We start from the raw sequence: 19,681 nt of genomic DNA, 5'->3' as shown, positions 1-19,681 counted from the left end.
TTTACGGTTCCGTACGTCAGCCGCGACGGCCCTTGACGATCTTCTCCTGGTTGATGTCCTCGACCTCGGCGGCAGCGAACTGCTCGTTGCCGGGGGCGCCGATGGCCTTGGCGCCACCGGAGGTGAACTCCAGGATGAACTCGTCAGTGACCTTCTCGAGCTCTGCGACGGTCGCGTCGTCGAGCACGTTGGTGTCGCGGAGGGTGTCGAGGATCTGCGTGTTGCGACGCAGGTGGTCCAGCAGCTCGCGCTCGAACTTCAGCACGTCCTCGACGGCGATCTGATCGAGCTTGCCGTTGGTGCCGGCCCAGATCGAGACGACCTGCTCCTCCACCGGGTACGGCGAGTACTGCGGCTGCTTGAGCAGCTCGGTCAGGCGCGCACCGCGCTCCAGCTGACGACGCGAGGCCGCATCCAGGTCGGAGGCGAACATCGCGAACGCCTCGAGCGAACGGTACTGCGCGAGCTCCAGCTTCAGCGTGCCCGAGACCTTCTTGATGGACTTCACCTGGGCGTCACCACCGACACGCGAGACCGAGATTCCCACGTCGACGGCGGGACGCTGGTTGGCGTTGAACAGGTCGGACTGCAGGAAGATCTGGCCGTCGGTGATCGAGATCACGTTGGTCGGGATGTAGGCCGACACGTCGTTGGCCTTCGTCTCGATGATCGGCAGACCCGTCATCGAGCCGGCGCCCAGCTCGTCGCTCAGCTTGGCGCAACGCTCCAGCAGACGCGAGTGCAGGTAGAAGACATCGCCGGGGTAGGCCTCGCGACCCGGCGGGCGGCGCAGCAGCAGCGAAACGGCTCGGTAGGCCTCGGCCTGCTTCGACAGGTCGTCGAAGATGATCAGGACGTGCTTGCCGCCGTACATCCAGTGCTGGCCGATGGCCGATCCGGTGTAGGGAGCCAGGTACTTGAAGCCGGCGGGGTCGGAGGCGGGAGCGGCCACGATCGTCGTGTACTCCATCGCGCCGGCGTCCTCGAGCGCGCCCTTCACGGACGCGATCGTGGAGCCCTTCTGGCCGATGGCGACGTAGATGCAGCGGACCTGCTTGTTGACGTCGCCCGAGTCCCAGTTGGCCTTCTGGTTGATGATCGTGTCGATCGCGATGGCCGTCTTGCCGGTCTGGCGGTCGCCGATGATGAGCTGGCGCTGGCCGCGGCCGACGGGGATCATGGCGTCGATCGCCTTGATACCGGTCTGCAGGGGCTCGTGCACGCTCTTGCGCTGCATGACGCCGGGCGCCTGCAGCTCGAGGGCACGACGACCTTCGGCCTCGATCGCGCCCAGACCGTCGATCGGGTTTCCGAGCGGGTCGACGACCCGGCCGAGGAAGCCGTCGCCGACGGGGGCGGAGAGGACCTCACCGGTGCGCGTGACCGGCTGACCGGCCTCGATGCCGGCGAAGTCGCCGAGGACGACGACACCGGCTTCCTTCTCGTCGAGGTTCAGCGCGAGGCCCTGGGTGCCGTCTTCGAACACGACGAGCTCGTTGGCCATGAGGCCGGGCAGGCCCTCGACGTGCGCGATGCCGTCACCGGCGTCGATGACGGACCCGACCTCTGCCGTCGCGGCGCCGGTCGGCTCGTATGCTGCGACGAAGTCCTTCAGGGCGTCACGGATGACGTCGGGGCTGATGGAGATGTCTGCCATTGTCTTCCTTCGGTTCATGGGGCCTCGGCCCCGAAGTCTCCGCCGGTGCGGCGGGAAGTCTTGTCAGCCGGCGAGCCGCTGACGGAGGTCGGCGAGACGCGCGGAGACGCTCGCGTCGATGACGTCGTCGGCGATCTGCACGCGCAGTCCCCCGACGATCGACGGGTCGATGACCGTGCTCAGCGACACATCGGCGCCGTAGCGTGCCGACAGGGTGGCGCGCAGGCGTTCGCTCTGCGCATCGCTGAGCGGGGCCGCCACCGTCACGGTGGCGACGACGCGTCCACGCTGCGAGGCGACCAATGACAGGGCACGATCGAGCGCCTGGCGGACACGACGCTCGCGAGGCTGCTGCACGAGGCCGGAAACGACCAGCACCGTCGCCGCGCTCGCCCGCCCATGGAGGAGCTTCTCGACGAGCGCGCCCTTGACGGTGTTGTCACCCATGCGCGAACCCAGTGCGAGTTCGAGCTCGGGGTTGGCCGCGACCGTGCGCGAGAAGCCGAAGAGCTCCCCTTCGAGGTCGACGCCCGGTGCCGCGATGGAGGCGGCCCGCACCGCGAGCTCCTCGACGCCGTCCACGAGCTCGTCAGCGGAAGACCAGCGCTGCACCACCACGGTCTCCAGCAACTGCACGGCGACCGAGGAGAACCTCGGACCGAACACGTCCGCGATGACCTTGCGGCGCGCGTCGGCGGCCGCGGCGGAATCGGACACCGCACCCGCCAGCGCGGACGAGGAGCCGAGGACGCGGGCGGCCTGAAAAAGCTCCCCCGCGACCTCGAGATCCACACCGGATGCGTCGCCCAGGGCGGTGTTGGTCACCGCGAGGGCGTGCGTGGTGGCGCTTCCCATTACTTGGCCGCCTTCTCGGAGGCTTCGAGCTCCGCGAGGAAGCGGTCGACGACGCCCTGAGCGGCCTTGTCGTCGCTCAGCTTCTCGCCGATCACGCCGCCGGCGAGATCGAGTGCGAGCGTGCCGACCTCGGAACGCAGCGTGACCAGGGCGGTCTGGCGCTCGGCCTCGATCTGCGCGCGCGCCTGGGCGCTCACGCGGGCTGCTTCGGTCGATGCGGCCTCACGTGCCTCGGCGACGATCTTCTTGCCGTCCTCGCGGGCGACCTCACGGATCTCACCGGCCTCCTTGCGCGCCTCGGCGAGCTGAGCGGTGTACTCCTCCAGCGCGGCCTCGGCCTGGCGCTGTGCCTCGTCGGCCTTGGCGATGTTGCCCTCGATCGCGGCGGCCCGCTTGTCGAGGAGCTCCTGCATCCGAGGAAGCACGACGCGCCAGAAGACGAACAGGATGACGACGAAGCACACCGCCGACCAGACGATGTCGTACACCGCGGGGATGAGGGGGCTCGGGGCTGCCGCGCCACCTTCCTCGGCGGCGCGGGCGACAAGAGCGTTCAGCATCCTGTCTCCTTACTTTGGTCGATGGGGCTCAGGCGCCGAAGATGAAGCCGGTCGCGATACCGATGAAGGCGAGCGCCTCGGTGAAGGCGATACCGATGAACATGAGGACCTGCAGGCGTCCGGCGAGCTCGGGCTGGCGAGCCACACCCTCGATCGTCTTGCCGACGACGATGCCCACGCCGATGGCGGGGCCGATGGCGGCGAGACCGTAGCCGATCGTCGCGACAGAACCGGTCACCTGGGCGAGAACCGTAGTTGCGTCCACGGATGTTTCCTTTCGTTGTGGGCGGCGGGTGCCGTCCCGATCAGTGCTCTTCAGCGACGGCGAGCTGGATGTAGACCGCAGTCAGGATGGTGAAGACGTATGCCTGGAGGAAGGCCACCAGGATCTCGAAAAGTGTGAAGGCGAAGCCGAAGGCGAGCGTTCCCGCACCGAGCAGCGTCCAGAAACCGCTGAGCCCGAAGACGAAGAACTGCGTGGCGGCGAAGAACAGCACGAGCATGAGGTGCCCGACGATCATGTTCATCAGCAGACGCAGGGTGAGCGTCACCGGCCGGATGATGAAGGTCGAGAGGAACTCGAGCGGGATGATGATGATGTACAGCGGCCACGGCACGCCCGAGGGCATCAGAGAGTTCTTGAAGAACTTGCCCGGGCTCTTCTTCACACCGGCGTAGATGAAGGTCACGTAGGCGACGACGGCGAGCAGCAGCGGAACGGCGATGACGCTGGTGCCTGCGATGTTCAGACCCGGGATGATGCCCGTGATGTTCATGAACAGGACCATGAAGAAGATGGTCGTGAGGATCGGCAGGAAGCGGTTGCCGTCCTTGCGGCCCAGCAGGTCGTGCGCGATGTTGACGCGGACGAAGTCGAGTCCCATCTCCACGACGCTCTGGAAGCGAGTGGGGACCAGCCGCATCCGACGCGTTCCGACGAGGAAGAGCACGACGAGCACGACGGTGGCCAGGATCTGGATCAGGTTGATCCGCGTGATCGCGAAGGGCGTGCCCTCGAAGAGGATCGCGTCCGGGAAGAACTCCCAGATAGACGGCGCATGGAACTCGGGGCCGGATTCCTCGGCGGAAACGATCAGGGTCGCAGCTTGACTAAACAGCGCTTGCTCCAACTTCGGGGCACCGGTCTAAACCGTTGCGACGATGGATGATGTACACCGCGCTCGGGCACTCTGGCGCTCGTGGTCGGGTGCCGGAACAGCCTATCAAACTCCCAGGGTGGCGAGTCACACCGAACCCGACGGTCGGCCGTCGTCGGTGCGATCCCCCTCCTCGGGGTCGGTCGGCAGCGTGGTGTCCGACACGTGCGGCAGGCGGCGGCGCACGAGCACGACCACGTCGACCACGAGCGAGGCGATGACGCTCACGACGAGGGCGACGAAGAAGACGCCCGGCACGATCCAGGGCTGGCCGCGCAGCGCGAGCATGACGAGCACGAACACGACGAGCTTGAGGATCCAGCCGCCCAGGACGATGCCGAAGAAGATCGGCACGTAGAGCGGGTCGCCGAACCACCGGTTGGCGATGAGGATGCTGCCGGCGGTGATCCCGAGGAAGACGGCGGAGATCAGCACACCGACCAGCGCGCTGATCAGGCCGTCGACGCCGGCGACGAGCAGCCCCCCGACGGCGCCGGCGACCAGCAGCGCGGCGATCACGGCGGCGAACCACAGCAGGGCGGTGCGCAGGATGGGGGTGCTGGAGACGGGGGTGGGGGCGCTCATGGTGTTTCCTCGGCGATCTCGTCGGGGGTGGTTCTGGATCTCGGACGGCGGGCGGGCAGGAACGTGACGACGAGGCAGGCGGCGATGCCCACCACGCCAAAGGCGACGCCGATCCAGTACTGGCCGAACCAGTCCTCGCGGGTGGCGATGTACATCAGGAGGAAGGCGATCCCGATGATCGCGGTCCACGCGTAGAAGATCAGCACGGCGTCACGGTCGGAGTGGCCCATGTCGAGCATGCGGTGGTGCAGGTGCTTGCGATCGGGAGAGAAGGGCGACTTGCCCGCCCGCATCCGGCGGAACACCGCCGAACCGAAGTCCAGCAACGGCAGGATGACGACGGCGATGGGCAGCAGGATCGGGATGAAGGCACCCAGCAGCTGCGATCGTCCGAGCTGATCGGGATCCAGCGCCGCCGGCGGAAGGTTGCCGGTGATCGACACGGCGGAGGTTGCCATGAGCAGCCCGAGCATCAGGGCACCCGAGTCGCCCATGAACATCTTCGCGCGATGCCAGTTGAAGGGCAGGAAGCCCGCGCACGCGCCGACCAGGACGACGGCGATGAAGGACGACAGGTTGAAGTACGTGCTGGCACCGACGTCACGGGTGAGGACGTACGCGTAGACGAAGAAGATGCCGTTCGCGATCAGGCACACGCCGGCCACGAGCCCGTCGAGTCCGTCGATGAAGTTGACCGCGTTCATGACGATCACGATCGAGAACACGGTGAGCACGATGCTCATCCAGCTCGAGCCCACGGTGACCCCGCCGATCGGCAGCGCGTAGATCTGGATGTGCCCGAACCACGCGATGATGCCCGCTGCCACGAACTGGGCGCCCAGCTTGATCATCCAGTCGAGATCCCACAGATCGTCGGCGATGCCGACCAGCACGATCAGCAGGGTCGCGCCGAGGATGGAGAGGATCGGCCACGGGTCGATCCAGAAGATCGAGAAGAACGGGTTCGTCGACGAGATGGCGAAGGCCGCGACCACCCCGAGGAACATCGCGATCCCGCCCAGGCGCGGTGTGGGGCGCGTGTGGACGTCGCGTTCACGGATTGCGGGATGGAGCTTGTACCGGATGGCGACGCGCCAGACGGTCCACGACAGCGCCGCCGTGATGAGCGCCGTCACGACGGCGATCAGCAGGTACTGCGTCACGCGGAGTCGCCCGCGCCCTCATCCGGCTCCGGCTCGAGCCGGTCGCCCAGGATCTCCAGGATCTCGGAGCGGTCGACGGCGCCGTAGCGGAGGATGCGGGCGTGACCTGTTCCGCCGAAGGCGAGCGGCGTCGCGTCGAGGATCGTGGAGGGCACCCCGCGATTGCTGGCACCGTCGTCGAGATAGACGGAGACGCTGTCGCCGAGCATCTCGAACGCGGCGTTCGCATCGATGGCGGCGGGCTTGCCGGTGAGGTTGGCGCTCGAGACCGCCAGCGGGCCGGTCTCCTCCAGCAGTTCCAGCGCGAGCCGGTGCGCGGGCATGCGCACCGCAACCGTGCCGCGGGTCTCCCCCAGATCCCAGGACAACGAGGGCTGAGCGGGCAGCACGACGGTGAGCCCGCCCGGCCAATGCGCCTCGACGAGCCGTTCGATGGGCTCGGGCAGGTCGCTCACGAGCGCACGCACGGTCGACAGCCCTGCCACGAGCACGGGCGGAGGCTGCTGACGTCCGCGTCCCTTCGCGGCTAACAGCGCCGCGACCGCTGAGGGGTTGAACGCGTCCGCGGCGACGCCGTACACGGTGTCGGTGGGCATGACGAGCAGTTCGCCGCGCGCGATGGCCTGGCGGGCTGCGCGCATACCGGTCAGCAGCTGCGATTCGTCGCGGCAGTCGTAGATAGGGGACATGTCGGCTCCATTCTACGTGTGAGGCGCCCGCCGACCGGGGATCGGGGCCGCGCCGGCGTCACGGGATCAGGGTCGGACCGCGGTGGTGGCCCGGTCGCGCAGTGTGAGGTCGGGATGCGTGGCGGCCGACCGCCATCCCGATGCGGTGAGGACCTCGCGCACGGCTGCGCCCTGCACCTCGGCATGCTCGATGATGATCGTGCCGCCGGGGTGCAGCAGCCGCAATCCGACACGAGCGAGCACGCGCACGACGTCCAGGCCGTCCTCACCGCCGTACAGCGCCTGCGGCGGATCGTAGAGGCGCACCTCGGGGTCGCGCGGAACGGCCTCGGCCGGAACGTACGGCGGGTTCGACACCAGGACGGACACTGTCCCGTCGAGGTCGCCGAACGCCTCGGCCAGGTCGGCGAAGACGAGCCGAGCGTTCGGGGCGTTCACGTGGGCGAAGTTCTCCTTGGCCCAGATGAATGCGTCGACGGAGTTCTCCGCGGCGTGCACCCGCGCGTGCGGGACCTCAGTCGCCATCGCCAGGGCGATCGCGCCGGAACCGGTTCCGAGGTCGACAGCGACCGGCTCGGGCGACGCGCTGGCGCGCAGCGCGTCGATGGCCAGCTGGGCGACCATCTCGGTCTCTGGGCGCGGGACGAACACGCCGGGCCCCACCGAGAGCTCCAGATGCCGGAACGGGGCGACACCCGTCAGATGCTGCAGCGGCTCGCGTGCCGCCCGGCGTTCGACGAGGCGCATGAGTCGCTCGAGCGCATCGGCGGGCAGCTCTGCTGCACGGATGGCGGCGGCCTGCACCTCGCCGCGCCCGATTCCCATGACGTGGGCTACGAGAAGCTCCGCATCGACGCGTGGATCGACGATGCCGGCGCGCGCGAAGCGCGCCGAGACGTCGCCGAGGACGACATCGACCCGCGATGTCGCGGGCGCGTGGACGTACTGATCGGAGGGCGTGGAAGGGCACATGAGCCCGCTCAGCCTACCCGGTGCGTCATACTCGGCCTCCGGCGAGATTGCTCCCCTAGGCTGGGCGCACCTCGTCCCCGACTCGAAAGGTCGCGTCATGCCCGGCATCCATTCCGACATCACCTCCGCGTTCGGCGAGACGCCTCTCGTGCGTCTGAACCGCGTGACGGAGGGCGTCGACGGCGTCGTCCTGGCCAAGCTCGAGTTCTACAACCCCGCCTCCAGCGTGAAGGATCGCCTGGGTATCGCGATCGTCGACGCCGCGGAGGCTTCCGGGGAGTTGAAGCCCGGCGGCACGATCGTGGAGTCCACGAGCGGCAACACCGGTATCGCCCTCGCGATGGTCGGAGCCGCCCGCGGTTACCGCGTCATCCTGACGATGCCCGCCTCGATGTCGAAGGAGCGTCGCATCCTGCTGAAGGCCTTCGGCGCCGAGCTCGTGCTCACCGACCCGACCAAGGGCATGTCGTTCGCGGTCGACGAAGCCAAGCGCATCGTCGCAGAGACGCCCGGCGCCGTCTGGGCCCGCCAGTTCGAGAACGAGGCGAACCCCGCCATCCACCGCCGGACCACGGCCGAGGAGATCCTGCGCGACACCGACGGCAAGGTCGACTACTTCGTCGCCGGCATCGGCACGGGCGGCACGATCACGGGTGTCGGCGAGGTGCTCAAGGAGCGCGTGCCGGGCGTGAAGATCGTCGCCGTCGAGCCCGCCGACTCCCCCATCCTCACCAAGGGGCACCCCGGACCGCACAAGATCCAGGGCATCGGGCCGAACTTCGTCCCGGCCATCCTCAACCGCGACATCATCGATGAGGTCATCGACGTCGAGTTCGACGACGCGATCCGCGTGGCACGCGAGACCGCGGCCAAGGACGGCGTCCTCGTGGGCATGTCCAGCGGCGCCGCGATCTGGGCGGCCCTGCAGATCGCCGCGCGTCCCGAGGCGGCGGGCAAGAACATCGTCGTGATCATCCCGTCGGCGGGCGAGCGCTACCTCACGACTGCACTGTTCGAAGACCTGCGCGAGGACTGATGCGTTTCGCCCTGATTCGCCGCATCCGGGAGGACATCGCCGCCGCCCGGATGCGGGACCCGGCCGCTCGCGGCGGGGTGGAGATCGCCCTGCTGTACCCGGGACTCCACGCGATCTGGGCGCATCGCGTCTGGCACGCGCTGTGGCGTCGTCGCCTGCGCTTCGTCGCGCGCGCGGGATCCCAGGTGACACGATGGCTCACGGGCATCGAGATCCATCCCGGGGCTCGGATCGGCCGTCGCTTCTTCATCGATCACGGCATGGGCGTCGTGATCGGAGAGACGGCCGAGGTCGGCGACGACGTGATGCTGTACCACGGTGTGACCCTCGGCGGCCGTCAGCGCGAAGGCGGCAAGCGGCACCCGACGCTCGGCAACGGCGTCGCGGTCGGAGCGGGGGCCAAGATCCTGGGGCCGGTGCACATCGGCGCGCACAGCGTCGTCGGAGCCAACGCCGTGGTCACCCGCGACGCCCCGGCCGACAGCGTGCTGGTCGGCGTGCCGGCCAAGGCGCGGCCACGCGGACGCGGCGAGGACACCCGCGCGCTGCTCACGGCACCCGAGTACTCGATCTAGCCCGCGATGTCTGCACGACCCGTTCGGGTTTCGGCGCCGCATCCGCCCCACCGGGACACTCCCGCACCGCCGGTCGTGCACATGTCGCGGCGTCGTACGCTCGGGGGATGACCGAGCTGCACGAGTTGTCCCTCGTCGAGCTGGCGCAGATGCTGCAGGGCGACGCCCTCGGCCCGCTCGAGGTCACCCGGCACTATCTGGCGCGCATCGCGGCGCACGCCGACCTGGGGGCGTTCGCCGAGGTGACCGCCGACGCCGCGCTCGAGCGCGCGCGACAGCTCTCCCGGGCCACCGCACGCGGCCCGCTCCACGGCGTCCCCCACGCGGACAAGGACCTGGTGGCGCGTGCCGGCGTGCCCACCCGGTACGGTTCCCGCTCCCGCGCGGATCACGTCCCGTCCGAATCCGATCCGCTGGCTGTCGCCCTCGATGCCGCGGGCGCCGTGAACGTCGGCAAGACGTCGACGAGCGAGTTCGGCCTCACCGGCTACACGGAGCCGCTCGCCGGGACACCGGCGCGCGATCCCTGGAACCCGGCGAACGGCGCCGGCGGCTCGAGCGGCGGCGCCGCCGTCGCCGTGTCCGCGGGTCTGCTGCCGGCGGCGGTCGGCTCGGATGGCGGCGGCTCGATCCGCATCCCCGCCGCGACCGTCGGCATCGTGGGACTGAAGCCGTCTCGTGGAAGCCTGCCGATCGGATCGGGGATGGACTCCCCCGACCAGCTCGCGGTCACCGGTCCCCTCGCGCGCAGCGTCGCCGATGCGGCCTACCTGTTCGACGTCCTGGCGCAGCTCGCGCCCTACCCGTATGCGACCGCGGCGCCCCGCTCGGGCAGCCTCCTCGATGCCGTGCGACGGATTCCGCAGCCCGCCCGCATCGGCGTCACCACCGTCTCTCCGTGGGACGACGACGAGGACATCCGCCTGGATCCCGATGCGCGCGAGGCCGTCGCGCGTGCCGCATCCTGGCTCGCCCGCGATGGGCACGAGATCGAGGATGCTGCCTGGCGCCCGCGCGGGTACGCCGACATGTTCCGCAGGCTGTGGCGTGTCAGCGCCGCCCGCATCCCGCTGTCGGAGTCCGACAGCGACCTCGTCGAACCGCTGACCGCCTGGCTCGTGCGGGAGGGGCGCGCCCTGTCGGGTATCGAGGCGCTGGAGACGCTGAGCGCCGCGCGCGCGTTCGAGCGTCAGACCATCGCCGCCTTCGCACCCTACGAGGCGGTTCTCATGCCCGCCCTCGCACAGACGCCGCACCCGGTGGGCTGGTACGACGGACACGATCCGCTGCGCACCTTCGCCCTCCAGGTGGAGTATGCGCCCTACTCGAGCTTCGTCAACGTCGCGGGGCTGCCCGCTGTGACGCTCCCGGTGTCGGTCGCCGCATCGGGGCACCCGGTGTCTGTTCAGCTCGTCGGGCGGCCCGGCGGCGAGGCCGCGGTCCTCTCGCTCGCGGCGCAGCTGGAGGACCACCGCGGCGCGCTGGCGCATCCGCCCGTCTGGTGACGGGTCGCGCTCACTCCCCCGCGAGCGCCGCCAATCGTGCCTCTTCGTCCGCGGCGATCGCGGACTCGATGATCGGTCCGAGGGCGCCGTCCATGACCTGATCGAGGTTGTAGGCCTTGTAGCCGGTGCGGTGGTCGGCGATGCGGTTCTCGGGGAAGTTGTACGTGCGGATGCGCTCGGAGCGATCCATCCCGCGGATCTGCGAGCGTCGAGCATCGGATGCGGCCGCGTCGCGCTCTTCCTGCTGCTTGGCGAGCAGGCGAGCGCGCAGCACGCGCATCGCGGCCTCACGGTTCTGCAGCTGGCTCTTCTCGTTCTGCATCGAGACCACGATGCCCGTGGGGACGTGGGTGATGCGCACGGCGGAGTCGGTCGTGTTCACCGACTGGCCACCGGGCCCGGAGGAGCGGAAGACGTCGATCTTCAGATCGTTCTGATCGATCTGGATCTCCTCCGGCTCATCGACCTCGGGGAAGACGAGGACACCGGTGGTCGAGGTGTGGATGCGGCCCTGCGACTCGGTCGCCGGCACCCGCTGCACACGATGCACACCGCCCTCGTACTTCAGGTGCGCCCAGACACCGGCCGCGGGGTCGGTGCTGGCACCCTTGATCGCCACCTGGACGTCCTTGTAACCGCCCAGGTCCGACTCGTTGCGTTCGAGCAGCTCGGTCTTCCACCCCTGCGACGCCGCATACTGCACGTACATGCGCAGCAGATCGGCCGCGAACAGTGCGCTCTCGGCGCCGCCTTCGCCTGCCTTGATCTCCATGATCACGTCACGCGCGTCGTCGGGGTCGCGCGGGATGAGCAGGCGCCGCAGCCGCTCCTGGGCGGCGTCGCGCTGCTCTTCGAGCGCCGGCACCTCGTCGGCGAAGGCCGCGTCCTCGCCCGCGAGCTCGCGGGCGGCCGCGAGGTCGTCGACAGCGCCCTGCCACGCTTCATACGCGTGGACGATGCGGGAGAGCTCTGCATACCGCCGGTTCACCCGCTTCGCACGCGCGGCATCGGCGTGCAGGGCGGGGTCGGAGAGCTCTTCCTGGACCGCCCTGTGCTCGTCGAGGAGTCCGCGGACGGACTCGAACATGCCGGAATCGGACACGGCCGACGGGATCAGCGGATGTTGTTCTCGTGACCGTGCGAGTGCCCACCCGAGGCCGGAGCCGGGATGGACTTCTGCATCTGCACGAGGAACTCGACGTTCGAGGACGTCTCCTTGAGCTTGCCGAGCACGACCTCGAGGGCCTGCTGCGGGTCGAGGCCCGCCAGCGCACGCCGGAGCTTCCAGGTGATCTTGACCTCATCGGCCGACAGCAGCATCTCTTCGCGACGCGTGCTCGACGCGTTGACGTCGACCGCGGGGAAGATGCGCTTGTCGGCGAGCTGACGGCTGAGCCGCAGCTCGCTGTTGCCGGTGCCCTTGAACTCCTCGAAGATGACGTCGTCCATCTTGGAGCCGGTCTCCACCAGCGCCGTGGCGAGAATGGTCAGCGAGCCGCCGTTCTCGATGTTGCGCGCGGCGCCGAAGAAACGCTTGGGCGGGTAGAGGGCGGCAGCGTCGACACCGCCGGAGAGCACGCGACCGCTGGTCGGCGCCGACACGTTGTAGGCGCGACCGAGGCGTGTGATCGAGTCGAGCAGCACGACGACGTCGCGACCGAGTTCCACGAGACGCTTGGCGCGTTCGATGGCGAGCTCCGCGACCGTCGTGTGGTCTTCGGCCGGGCGGTCGAAGGTGGAGGCGATGACCTCGCCCTTCACCGTGCGCTGCATGTCGGTGACCTCTTCGGGACGCTCGTCGACGAGCACGACCATGAGGTGGACCTCGGGGTTGTTGTGTGCGATCGCGTTGGCGATCTGCTGCAGCACGATGGTCTTGCCGGCCTTGGGCGGGGCGACGATGAGCCCGCGCTGCCCCTTGCCGATGGGAGCGACCAGATCGATGATGCGCTGCGTCAGCTTCTCGGGGGCCGTCTCCAGACGCAGACGCTCCTGCGGGTAGAGCGGGGTGAGCTTGCCGAACTCGACGCGCTCGGCCGCATCCTCGACGGAGAGACCGTTGATCGCGTCGACCTTGACCAGCGCGTTGTACTTCTGGCGGCCCGACTGCTCGCCCTCGCGCGGCTGCTTGATCGCGCCGACCACCGCGTCGCCCTTGCGCAGGTTGTACTTCTTGACCTGGCCGAGGGAGACGTAGACGTCGCTCGCACCCGGCAGGTAGCCGGTCGTGCGCACGAACGCGTAGTTGTCGAGCACGTCGAGCACGCCCGCGATCGGGATGAGGACGTCGTCCTCGCCGATCTCGGTCTCGAACTCGTCGTTCTGCCCCTGGCCGCGACGCTTGTTGCGCTGGCGTCCGCGCCCGGACTGCTGCTCGTCGTCTTCGACGGCGGCGGCATTCTGGCCCTGGTTCTGCTGGCTGCCCTGGCCGTTCTGGCCGGCTGCGCCCTGAGCGTTCTCGCGACGGTTGCGGTTGCGGCTGCGGCTACGGCTGCGGGCGCGGCCGCTCTGCTCGCCGTCGGCGTTCTGGTCACCCTCGGCACTGGAGGCGCTCTCACCGGAGGCGTCGGCGGCGGGTGCCGCGTCGGCCGCCTCGGCGGGCGCGGTCTCGGACCCGGCCGGCGCCGCATCCGTCGACGCGACCTCGGCTGCGGCTTCCGGAGCCGTCGTCTCTGCGGCGACCGTGGCCGTCTCCGCCGGAGTCTCCTCGGGAGCGGCAGCGGACTTGCGGGCGCGGCGCGGAGCCTTCTTGGCCGGAGCCTTCGCGGCGGGGGCCTCGTCTGCGGCTGCGTCCGCGGCAGCGGGCGCGGTCTCGGCGGGGGCCTCGGATGCCGGAGCCTCGGATGCGGCGGGCGCCTCCTCGGCGACCTCGGCCGCAGCGGCGGCATCCGCGGCGGGCGCCTCGGCGCTCTTGGCGCGGCGGGGGGCGCGCTTGCGCGGCGCCTTGGCCGGGGCCTCGGCGACGGCGGCATCCGCGGCGGACGCCTCGGATGCGGGCGCCTCGGCGGCGGGGACGGCCTCGGCGACGGTGTCGTCGACGTTGGCGTCGGTGGACTGGATCTCGGAGATGGACTCCACGAGTACTCCCTTGATGAAACGTGTGTCAGCGCGTGACCGCACAGAAGGCCCAACAGACAGGCATTCGTCTACACCCAGCGCATGCTCGGGATACGCGCGACGACATCGCGGGATGTGTCGCGGGTATGAGTGCAGGGGTCACGCGGCCGGTTCGCAGATTGCGACGGAGGCCAGATTCACGTCAGTGACGTGGCACCCTCCGCGTTGTCCCTCACTGTACCACCCTTGAAGTCGACCGCGAGCATGAGGGCCTCCCACGGAGTGTCTGCGTGCGAGGCGACGAGCTGAGCGGCCTCAAGGCGGCGTCCAGGACCGTCCGCGAGCACGAGAACGGAGGGCCCAGCCCCGGAGACGACGGCGGCGAACCCCTCGCGACGCAGCGCCTGCACGAGGCGATCGGTCTCCGGCATCGCCGCCGCGCGATAGCTCTGGTGCAGTTTGTCCTCTGTGGCGGCCATCAGCAGTTCCGGGCTCTGCGTCAGGGCCGCGATCAGCAGCGCCGAGCGCGAGACGTTGAACACCGCATCCGCGCGTGAGAACTGGTCGGGCTGCAGACCGCGCGCGACCGAGGTCGACATCGTGAACTCGGGCACGAAGACGATCGGGGACACACCGCGATGCACGAGAAGCTTCTTGTGCTGCGGGCCGTTCTCGTCGACCCACGCGATCGTGAGCCCGCCGAACAGGGCGGGTGCGACGTTGTCGGGATGCCCCTCGAGCTCCGTGGCCAGTCGCAGCAGGGTGTCGGCGTCGAGGTCCACCTCGCCCTCGAGCAGTCCCTTGGCGGCCAGCAGTCCGGAGACCACGGCGGCGCCGGATGAGCCCATGCCCCGGCCGTGGGGGATGACGTTGCGCGCGCGCAGGCGCAGGCCCGGCATGGGGCGACCCGCATCCGCGAACGCGTACGCGATGGCGCGCACGACGAGGTGCGACTCATCGCGCGGCACCTGGTCGGCGCCGGCACCTTCGACCTCGATCTCGAGCAGTCCCGGCTCGAGGGCCTCGACCTCGAGCTCGTCGTAGACGCTCAGCGCCAGACCCAGCGTGTCGAAGCCCGGGCCGAGGTTGGCGCTCGTGGCGGGCACGCGCACCGTCACCGCGCGCCCCACGGCGACCGTCACTGAGAGCCCTGGGGAGCGAGCTCCAGCACCGAGGCGACCTCCGAGACGGAGTTGTCGACGACGGTGGGAGCGACCTCGCCGCCGGATGCGTCGCGGAGGGCCCACTGCGGGTCCTTGAGTCCGTGACCGGTGACGGTGAGCACGACGCGGGCGCCCGCGGGGATCACTCCGGCCTCGGCGCGATCCAGCAGGCCCGCGACGGAGATCGCGGAGGCCGGCTCGACGAAGACACCGACCGTCTCGCTCAGCAGCTTCTGCGCGGCGAGGATGCGGTCGTCCTCGATGGCACCGAACCAGCCGTCCGTGGCGTCGCGCGCTTCGAGGGCGAACTGCCAGGATGCGGGGTTTCCGATGCGAATGGCGCTGGCGACCGTCTCGGGGTTCTTCACGACCTCGCCGCGCACGAGAGGCGCAGAGCCGGCGGCCTGGAGTCCGAACATCCGCGGCACCTTGGTGGAGACGCCGCGTTCGGCCTCCTCGGTGTAGCCGCGCGTGTAGGCGGTGTAGTTGCCCGCGTTGCCGACGGGGACGATGTGGAAGTCGGGGGCGTCGCCGAGCTGGGAGACGACCTCGTAAGCGGCGGTCTTCTGACCGTCGATGCGGTCGGGGTTGACCGAGTTCACGAGGTGCACCGGGTAGTTCGCGGCGAGCTCGCGCGCGATCTCCAGGCAGTCGTCGAAGTTGCCGCGGATCTGGATGAGCTTGCCGCCGTGCGCCACCGCCTGGCTGAGCTTGCCCATGGCGATCTTGCCCTCGGGCACGAGCACGGCCGCGGTGATGCCGGCGTGCGCGGCGTAGGCGGCGGCCGATGCCGAGGTGTTGCCCGTGGAGGCGCAGATGACGGCCTTGGCGCCGTGCTCGACCGCGCGCGAGAGCGCGACGGTCATGCCGCGGTCCTTGAACGAGCCCGTGGGGTTCATGCCCTCGAACTTGACCCAGACCTCGGCACCGGTGCGGTGCGACAGCGCCGGTGCCGGGATGAGCGGGGTGCCGCCCTCGCCGAGGGTGACCACCGTGGAGGCGTCGGTCACGCCGAGGCGGTCGGCGTATTCGCGGAGGACTCCGCGCCAGAGGTGTGCCATGTCAGTCTCCTTCTACCCGCAGGACCGAGACGACCCGCTCGACGACGTCGCTGTCCGCGAGCCGATCGACCGTGTCGCTGAGATCCTGCTCGCGTGCTTTGTGCGTTCCGATGACCAGGCGCGCCCGGCCCGAGTCTGCGCCGTCCTCGGCGATGACTGTCTGCTCGACCGTCGCGATCGAGACGTGACCCTCGCTCAGGGTGCCGGCGATGTGGGCGAGGACCCCCGCCTGGTCGCTGACCTCGAGCGTGATCTGATAGCGCGTCTGCGCGTGGCCGATCGGCAGGACCGGCAGGTTCGCCCGCGTGGACTCCCCCACCCCCACGCCGCCGGCGATATGGCGACGCGCCGCGGAGACGACATCGCCCAGCACGGCGGATGCGGTCTGCACGCCGCCGGCGCCGGCGCCATAGAACATGAGCGAGCCGGCTGCTTCCGCCTCGACGAAGACTGCGTTGTTGGCGCCGTGGACGCTGGCGAGAGGATGCGAGCGCGGCACCAGGGCCGGGTAGACGCGCACCGAGATCGCCTCACCTGACGGCGAGTCCTGGCCGGTCAAGCGTTCGCAGACCGCGAGCAGCTTGATGACGTAGCCGGCGTGACGTGCCGCATCCATCATCTGGGTGGTGATCGCGGTGATGCCCTCGCGATGGACGGATTCGAGCGGAACGGCCGTGTGGAACGCGAGGGACGCGAGGATGGCCGCCTTCTGCGCCGCGTCGTAGCCCTCGACGTCTGCGGTCGGGTCTGCCTCGGCGTACCCGAGCGCCTGCGCCTGCGCCAGGACGTCGGCGAACTCCGCACCCTCGGTGTCCATGCGGTCGAGGATGTAGTTCGTCGTCCCGTTGACGATGCCCATGATGCGCTGCACGCGGTCGCCGGCGAGCGAGTCGCGCAGCGGGCGGATGATGGGGATGGCGCCGGCCGCTGCCGCCTCGTAGTAGACCTGCGCGCCGACCTGGTCGGCGGCGTCGAAGATCTCGGAGCCGTAGGTCGCCAGCAGCGCCTTGTTGGCCGTCACGACATCCGCGCCCGAGTTGATCGCCTGCAGGAGGTGGGTCTTCGCAGGCTCGATGCCGCCGATGAGCTCGATCACGATGTCGGCACCGACGATCAGCGACTCGGCGTCGGTCGTGAACAGTTCCCGCGGAAGGTCGACGTCGCGCGGGGCGTCGACGTCGCGCACGGCGATCCCGGCCAGCTGGAGGCTGGCTCCAGCGCGATCGGCGAGCTCATCGCCGTGCTTGAGCAGCAGAGCCGCGACCTGCGACCCGACGGCGCCCGCTCCCAGCAGGGCGACACGGAGGTGGCGATGGTCGATCATGAATCACCTTTCTGCGCGAGGACCGCATCGCGGGCGAGGAGGTCGTCGACCGTCTCGCCGTGCACGATGACACGGGCCTCGGCGTCACGCACCGCGACCACCGGGGGCCGCGGCATGTAGTTGTAGTTGCTCGACAGCGAGAAGCAGTAGGCGCCGGTGGCCGGCACCGCGAGCAGGTCGCCGGGGGCGACGTCGGCGGGGAGGTACTCGGCGTTGACGACGATGTCGCCCGACTCGCAGTGCGAGCCGACCACGCGCACGAGGGCGGGAGCCGCGTCGCTGACGCGGGAGGCGATGCGGGCGGAGTAGTCGGCGCCGTAGAGCGCCGGACGGGCGTTGTCGCTCATCCCCCCGTCGACGCTGACGTAGGTGCGCACGACACCGTCGCCGAGAGCCACGGGCTTGACCGTGCCGACCTCGTACAGCGTGACACCGGCGGTTCCGACGATGGCGCGCCCCGGCTCGAAGGCCAGCGTCGGCACCGGCACGTCCAGGCGCGCACAGGTCGCGGCGACCGCATCCACGATGGCATCCGCGAGCTCCTCGATCACGGCGGGCTGCTGGTCGCGCGTGTAGGCGATACCGAAGCCGCCGCCGAGGTTGAGGACGTCGAGACCGCCGAGCTCCGCGTGGAGGGCGACGAGGCGTTCGGCGGATGCGGCGAAGCCGTCCGACCCGAAGATCTGGGAGCCGATGTGGCAGTGCAGGCCGACGAGCTCGACGCCGGGGATGGCGCGCAGCAGAGCCGCCGCCTCCCGGGCGCCGTCGAGGGAGAAGCCGAACTTCTGGTCCTCGTGCGCCGTGGCGAGGAAGTCGTGGGTCTCGGCGTGGATGCCCGTGTTCACGCGGATCAGCACCGGCTGAGGGCGCGAGATGCCGTCGGTCACCGACGCGAGCCGGACGATCTCGTCGACGCTGTCGACGATGATCGTGCCGATGCCGATCTCGACGGCCCGCGCCAACTGGCTCGCGGACTTGTTGTTGCCGTGCAGGCCCAGGATCGCCGGGTCGGCGCCTGCGGCCAGCGCCACGGCCAGCTCACCGGGGCTCGCGACGTCGATGCGCAGCCCCTCCTCGAGCACCCACCGCGCGACGGCGGCCGACAGGAAGGCCTTGCCCGCGTAGTAGATGCGCGCCTCGGCTCCGTGCCGGGCCGCGGCCTGCTGGAACGCCGTCAGGATGCGCCGGGCCCGACCTCGCACCTCGTCCTCGTCGAGGACGTAGAGCGGAGTGCCGAAGCGTGCCGCGAGCTCGCCCGCATCCATTCCCCCGATCTCCAGGCGGCCGTCGCGACGCGAGGCCGATGCGGGCCACACGAGGGGCGCGAGGTCGTTCGCGTCATCCGGCACGGGGAGCCACTCTTCGGCGGCAGCGCGGTCGTGCGAGGAGGACACTACGAGACCCAATCGGTGGTGAAGGGCGGCGGGATTCTCAGCGGCGGCGGAGCCGTCACGACACCCGACGCGAGTCCCTTGAAGTCTAGGGCACCGCCTATGCCGCTCCCGCCATGCGTCAGGTGCAGCTGCCCTTCTCCCGCGCACCCGCATCCGTCAGCAGATCGCCCGAGATGGCGAAGTCGGCCACGAGCCGGTCGCCCTGCACGCCCACCTGACTGAGTGTGAGGCCCCGGGGCAGATACTGCGCGACGCACACCCGGTATCCGGCCAGGACCGGGTCGGCGACCGAGCCGAACTGCGCACGCAACCCGTCGGCGGTCACTTCGGCTCCGGCGACGGTCAGCGAGGCCGGGGTCAGCACGAGCTGGCCGTCGGCCGATGAGGGGGTGAGCGCGATGCCCACCGGTATCGCGATGCCGAACACCGAGAGCTGCGTCGAGGCGCTCACGGCGGGTTCGGCGATCGTGAGAGAGTCGACGGGCACGGGTGCCGCCTCGGTCAGCAGGGGACGCAGCTGCTCGGCGTTCATGGCCACCGTCGCCTCACCGGAGCTGAGCGTGAAAGGGGCACGGATGCCGAGGTCGTTCAGCGTCACCGAGACGTCACCCGTGAAATCCCCGATCGTGACGTCGTCGGCCGAGATACGCACGTGGCCGACCTCGCCCAACGCGAGATCGAGCAGGAGAGAGGGGTCGGCGATGTCCACGTCGATCTGCTGGTCGGCGGCGAGATCGAGCCGGGAGACGAGCTGCTGCTTCACGGCCTTCGTGACGAGGTCGCGCGCCACCCACTCCCCCGCGAAGAACGCTGCCACGATGAGCAGCAGCACCACCAGCACCGCGACGAGCCACGGCCACCGGCGGCGCCGGCGCGCGGTGCGGGGCGCGTCGTCCTGGTCGTCGAACAGCCCCATCACCTCGCTCAT

19 protein-coding genes are annotated in these 19,681 nt (G+C 69.8%); 3 read left to right on the top strand and 16 right to left on the bottom strand.

The features are described from left to right. Positions 1-16: 16 nt before the first annotated feature. The 9 genes from atpA to prmC form a co-directional block, all read right to left on the bottom strand. Positions 17-1,657 carry a F0F1 ATP synthase subunit alpha gene (gene atpA / locus PQV94_RS04860; protein WP_274287662.1) on the bottom strand — a complete coding sequence of 547 codons (1,641 nt, stop codon included), beginning with the start codon at positions 1,655-1,657 and terminating at the stop codon, positions 17-19. A 63-nt stretch (positions 1,658-1,720) separates the two neighbouring features. Further along, positions 1,721-2,512, bottom strand: a complete 792-nt coding sequence (locus PQV94_RS04855) for a F0F1 ATP synthase subunit delta (protein WP_274287661.1) — start codon at positions 2,510-2,512, stop codon at positions 1,721-1,723. Continuing rightward, positions 2,512-3,072 carry a F0F1 ATP synthase subunit B gene (locus PQV94_RS04850; protein WP_274287660.1) on the bottom strand — a complete coding sequence of 187 codons (561 nt, stop codon included), beginning with the start codon at positions 3,070-3,072 and terminating at the stop codon, positions 2,512-2,514. Before PQV94_RS04850 ends, PQV94_RS04855 begins: the two co-directional genes overlap by 1 nt. 28 nt (positions 3,073-3,100) lie before the next feature. After that, complete coding sequence (gene atpE / locus PQV94_RS04845) at positions 3,101-3,337, bottom strand: F0F1 ATP synthase subunit C (RefSeq protein WP_137416467.1); 237 nt, start codon at positions 3,335-3,337, stop codon at positions 3,101-3,103. 40 nt (positions 3,338-3,377) lie between these two features. Beyond that, entirely contained in the window at positions 3,378-4,202 is an 825-nt protein-coding gene (gene atpB, locus PQV94_RS04840) for a F0F1 ATP synthase subunit A (protein ID WP_443192707.1), read from the bottom strand. A gap of 114 nt (positions 4,203-4,316) precedes the next feature. Beyond that, positions 4,317-4,814 carry a hypothetical protein gene (locus PQV94_RS04835; protein ID WP_274287659.1) on the bottom strand — a complete coding sequence of 166 codons (498 nt, stop codon included), beginning with the start codon at positions 4,812-4,814 and terminating at the stop codon, positions 4,317-4,319. Beyond that, a complete protein-coding gene (locus PQV94_RS04830) occupies positions 4,811-5,977 on the bottom strand; it encodes an MraY family glycosyltransferase (RefSeq protein WP_274287658.1) in 1,167 nt (388 codons plus the stop codon). The genes PQV94_RS04835 and PQV94_RS04830 overlap by 4 nt, the downstream gene beginning before the upstream one ends. Next, on the bottom strand, positions 5,974-6,666 hold the full coding sequence (locus PQV94_RS04825; RefSeq protein WP_274287657.1) for an L-threonylcarbamoyladenylate synthase: 693 nt from the start codon (positions 6,664-6,666) through the stop codon (positions 5,974-5,976). The genes PQV94_RS04830 and PQV94_RS04825 overlap by 4 nt, the downstream gene beginning before the upstream one ends. 66 nt (positions 6,667-6,732) lie before the next feature. After that, positions 6,733-7,638 (bottom strand): peptide chain release factor N(5)-glutamine methyltransferase, encoded by a 906-nt coding sequence (prmC, locus tag PQV94_RS04820; RefSeq protein ID WP_274287656.1) that lies wholly within the window; start codon positions 7,636-7,638, stop codon positions 6,733-6,735. 97 nt (positions 7,639-7,735) lie between these two features. Between prmC and cysK the strand changes: the two genes are divergently transcribed. The 3 genes from cysK (at position 7,736) to PQV94_RS04805 (ending at position 10,754) form a co-directional block, all read left to right on the top strand. Further along, complete coding sequence (gene cysK / locus PQV94_RS04815) at positions 7,736-8,674, top strand: cysteine synthase A (RefSeq protein ID WP_274287655.1); 939 nt, start codon at positions 7,736-7,738, stop codon at positions 8,672-8,674. After that, positions 8,674-9,249, top strand: coding sequence for a serine O-acetyltransferase EpsC (epsC, locus tag PQV94_RS04810; protein WP_274287654.1), 576 nt, complete (start codon positions 8,674-8,676; stop codon positions 9,247-9,249). The genes cysK and epsC overlap by 1 nt, the downstream gene beginning before the upstream one ends. Before the next feature lie 107 nt (positions 9,250-9,356). Continuing rightward, positions 9,357-10,754, top strand: a complete 1,398-nt coding sequence (locus PQV94_RS04805; protein WP_274287653.1) for an amidase — start codon at positions 9,357-9,359, stop codon at positions 10,752-10,754. A 10-nt stretch (positions 10,755-10,764) separates the two neighbouring features. On the opposite strand, the gene prfA is transcribed toward PQV94_RS04805, so the two are convergent. The 7 genes from prfA to PQV94_RS04770 all read right to left on the bottom strand — a co-directional run bounded on the left by prfA (position 10,765) and on the right by PQV94_RS04770 (position 19,681). After that, the gene (prfA, locus tag PQV94_RS04800; RefSeq protein ID WP_274287652.1) at positions 10,765-11,841 is read right to left on the bottom strand and encodes a peptide chain release factor 1; all 1,077 of its coding nucleotides are present in this window, start codon (positions 11,839-11,841) and stop codon (positions 10,765-10,767) included. Positions 11,842-11,867: 26 nt separating this feature from the next. After that, complete coding sequence (rho, locus tag PQV94_RS04795; RefSeq protein ID WP_337994364.1) at positions 11,868-13,832, bottom strand: transcription termination factor Rho; 1,965 nt, start codon at positions 13,830-13,832, stop codon at positions 11,868-11,870. A gap of 176 nt (positions 13,833-14,008) precedes the next feature. Then, a complete protein-coding gene (thrB, locus tag PQV94_RS04790) occupies positions 14,009-14,953 on the bottom strand; it encodes a homoserine kinase (protein WP_274287651.1) in 945 nt (314 codons plus the stop codon). Then, positions 14,950-16,035, bottom strand: coding sequence for a threonine synthase (thrC, locus tag PQV94_RS04785; protein ID WP_274287650.1), 1,086 nt, complete (start codon positions 16,033-16,035; stop codon positions 14,950-14,952). The genes thrB and thrC overlap by 4 nt, the downstream gene beginning before the upstream one ends. Position 16,036: 1 nt before the next feature. After that, positions 16,037-17,359, bottom strand: a complete 1,323-nt coding sequence (locus PQV94_RS04780) for a homoserine dehydrogenase (RefSeq protein ID WP_274287649.1) — start codon at positions 17,357-17,359, stop codon at positions 16,037-16,039. Then, on the bottom strand, positions 17,356-18,753 hold the full coding sequence (lysA, locus tag PQV94_RS04775; protein WP_274287648.1) for a diaminopimelate decarboxylase: 1,398 nt from the start codon (positions 18,751-18,753) through the stop codon (positions 17,356-17,358). Before lysA ends, PQV94_RS04780 begins: the two co-directional genes overlap by 4 nt. A gap of 118 nt (positions 18,754-18,871) precedes the next feature. Beyond that, entirely contained in the window at positions 18,872-19,681 is an 810-nt protein-coding gene (locus PQV94_RS04770) for an LmeA family phospholipid-binding protein (RefSeq protein WP_274287647.1), read from the bottom strand.

This window comes from Microbacterium sp. Clip185 (genome assembly GCF_028743715.1).
Classification (GTDB): Bacteria; Actinomycetota; Actinomycetes; order Actinomycetales; family Microbacteriaceae; genus Microbacterium.
Note: the sequence above shows the minus strand (reverse complement) of the source record. Positions and strands in the feature narration are given on the sequence as shown.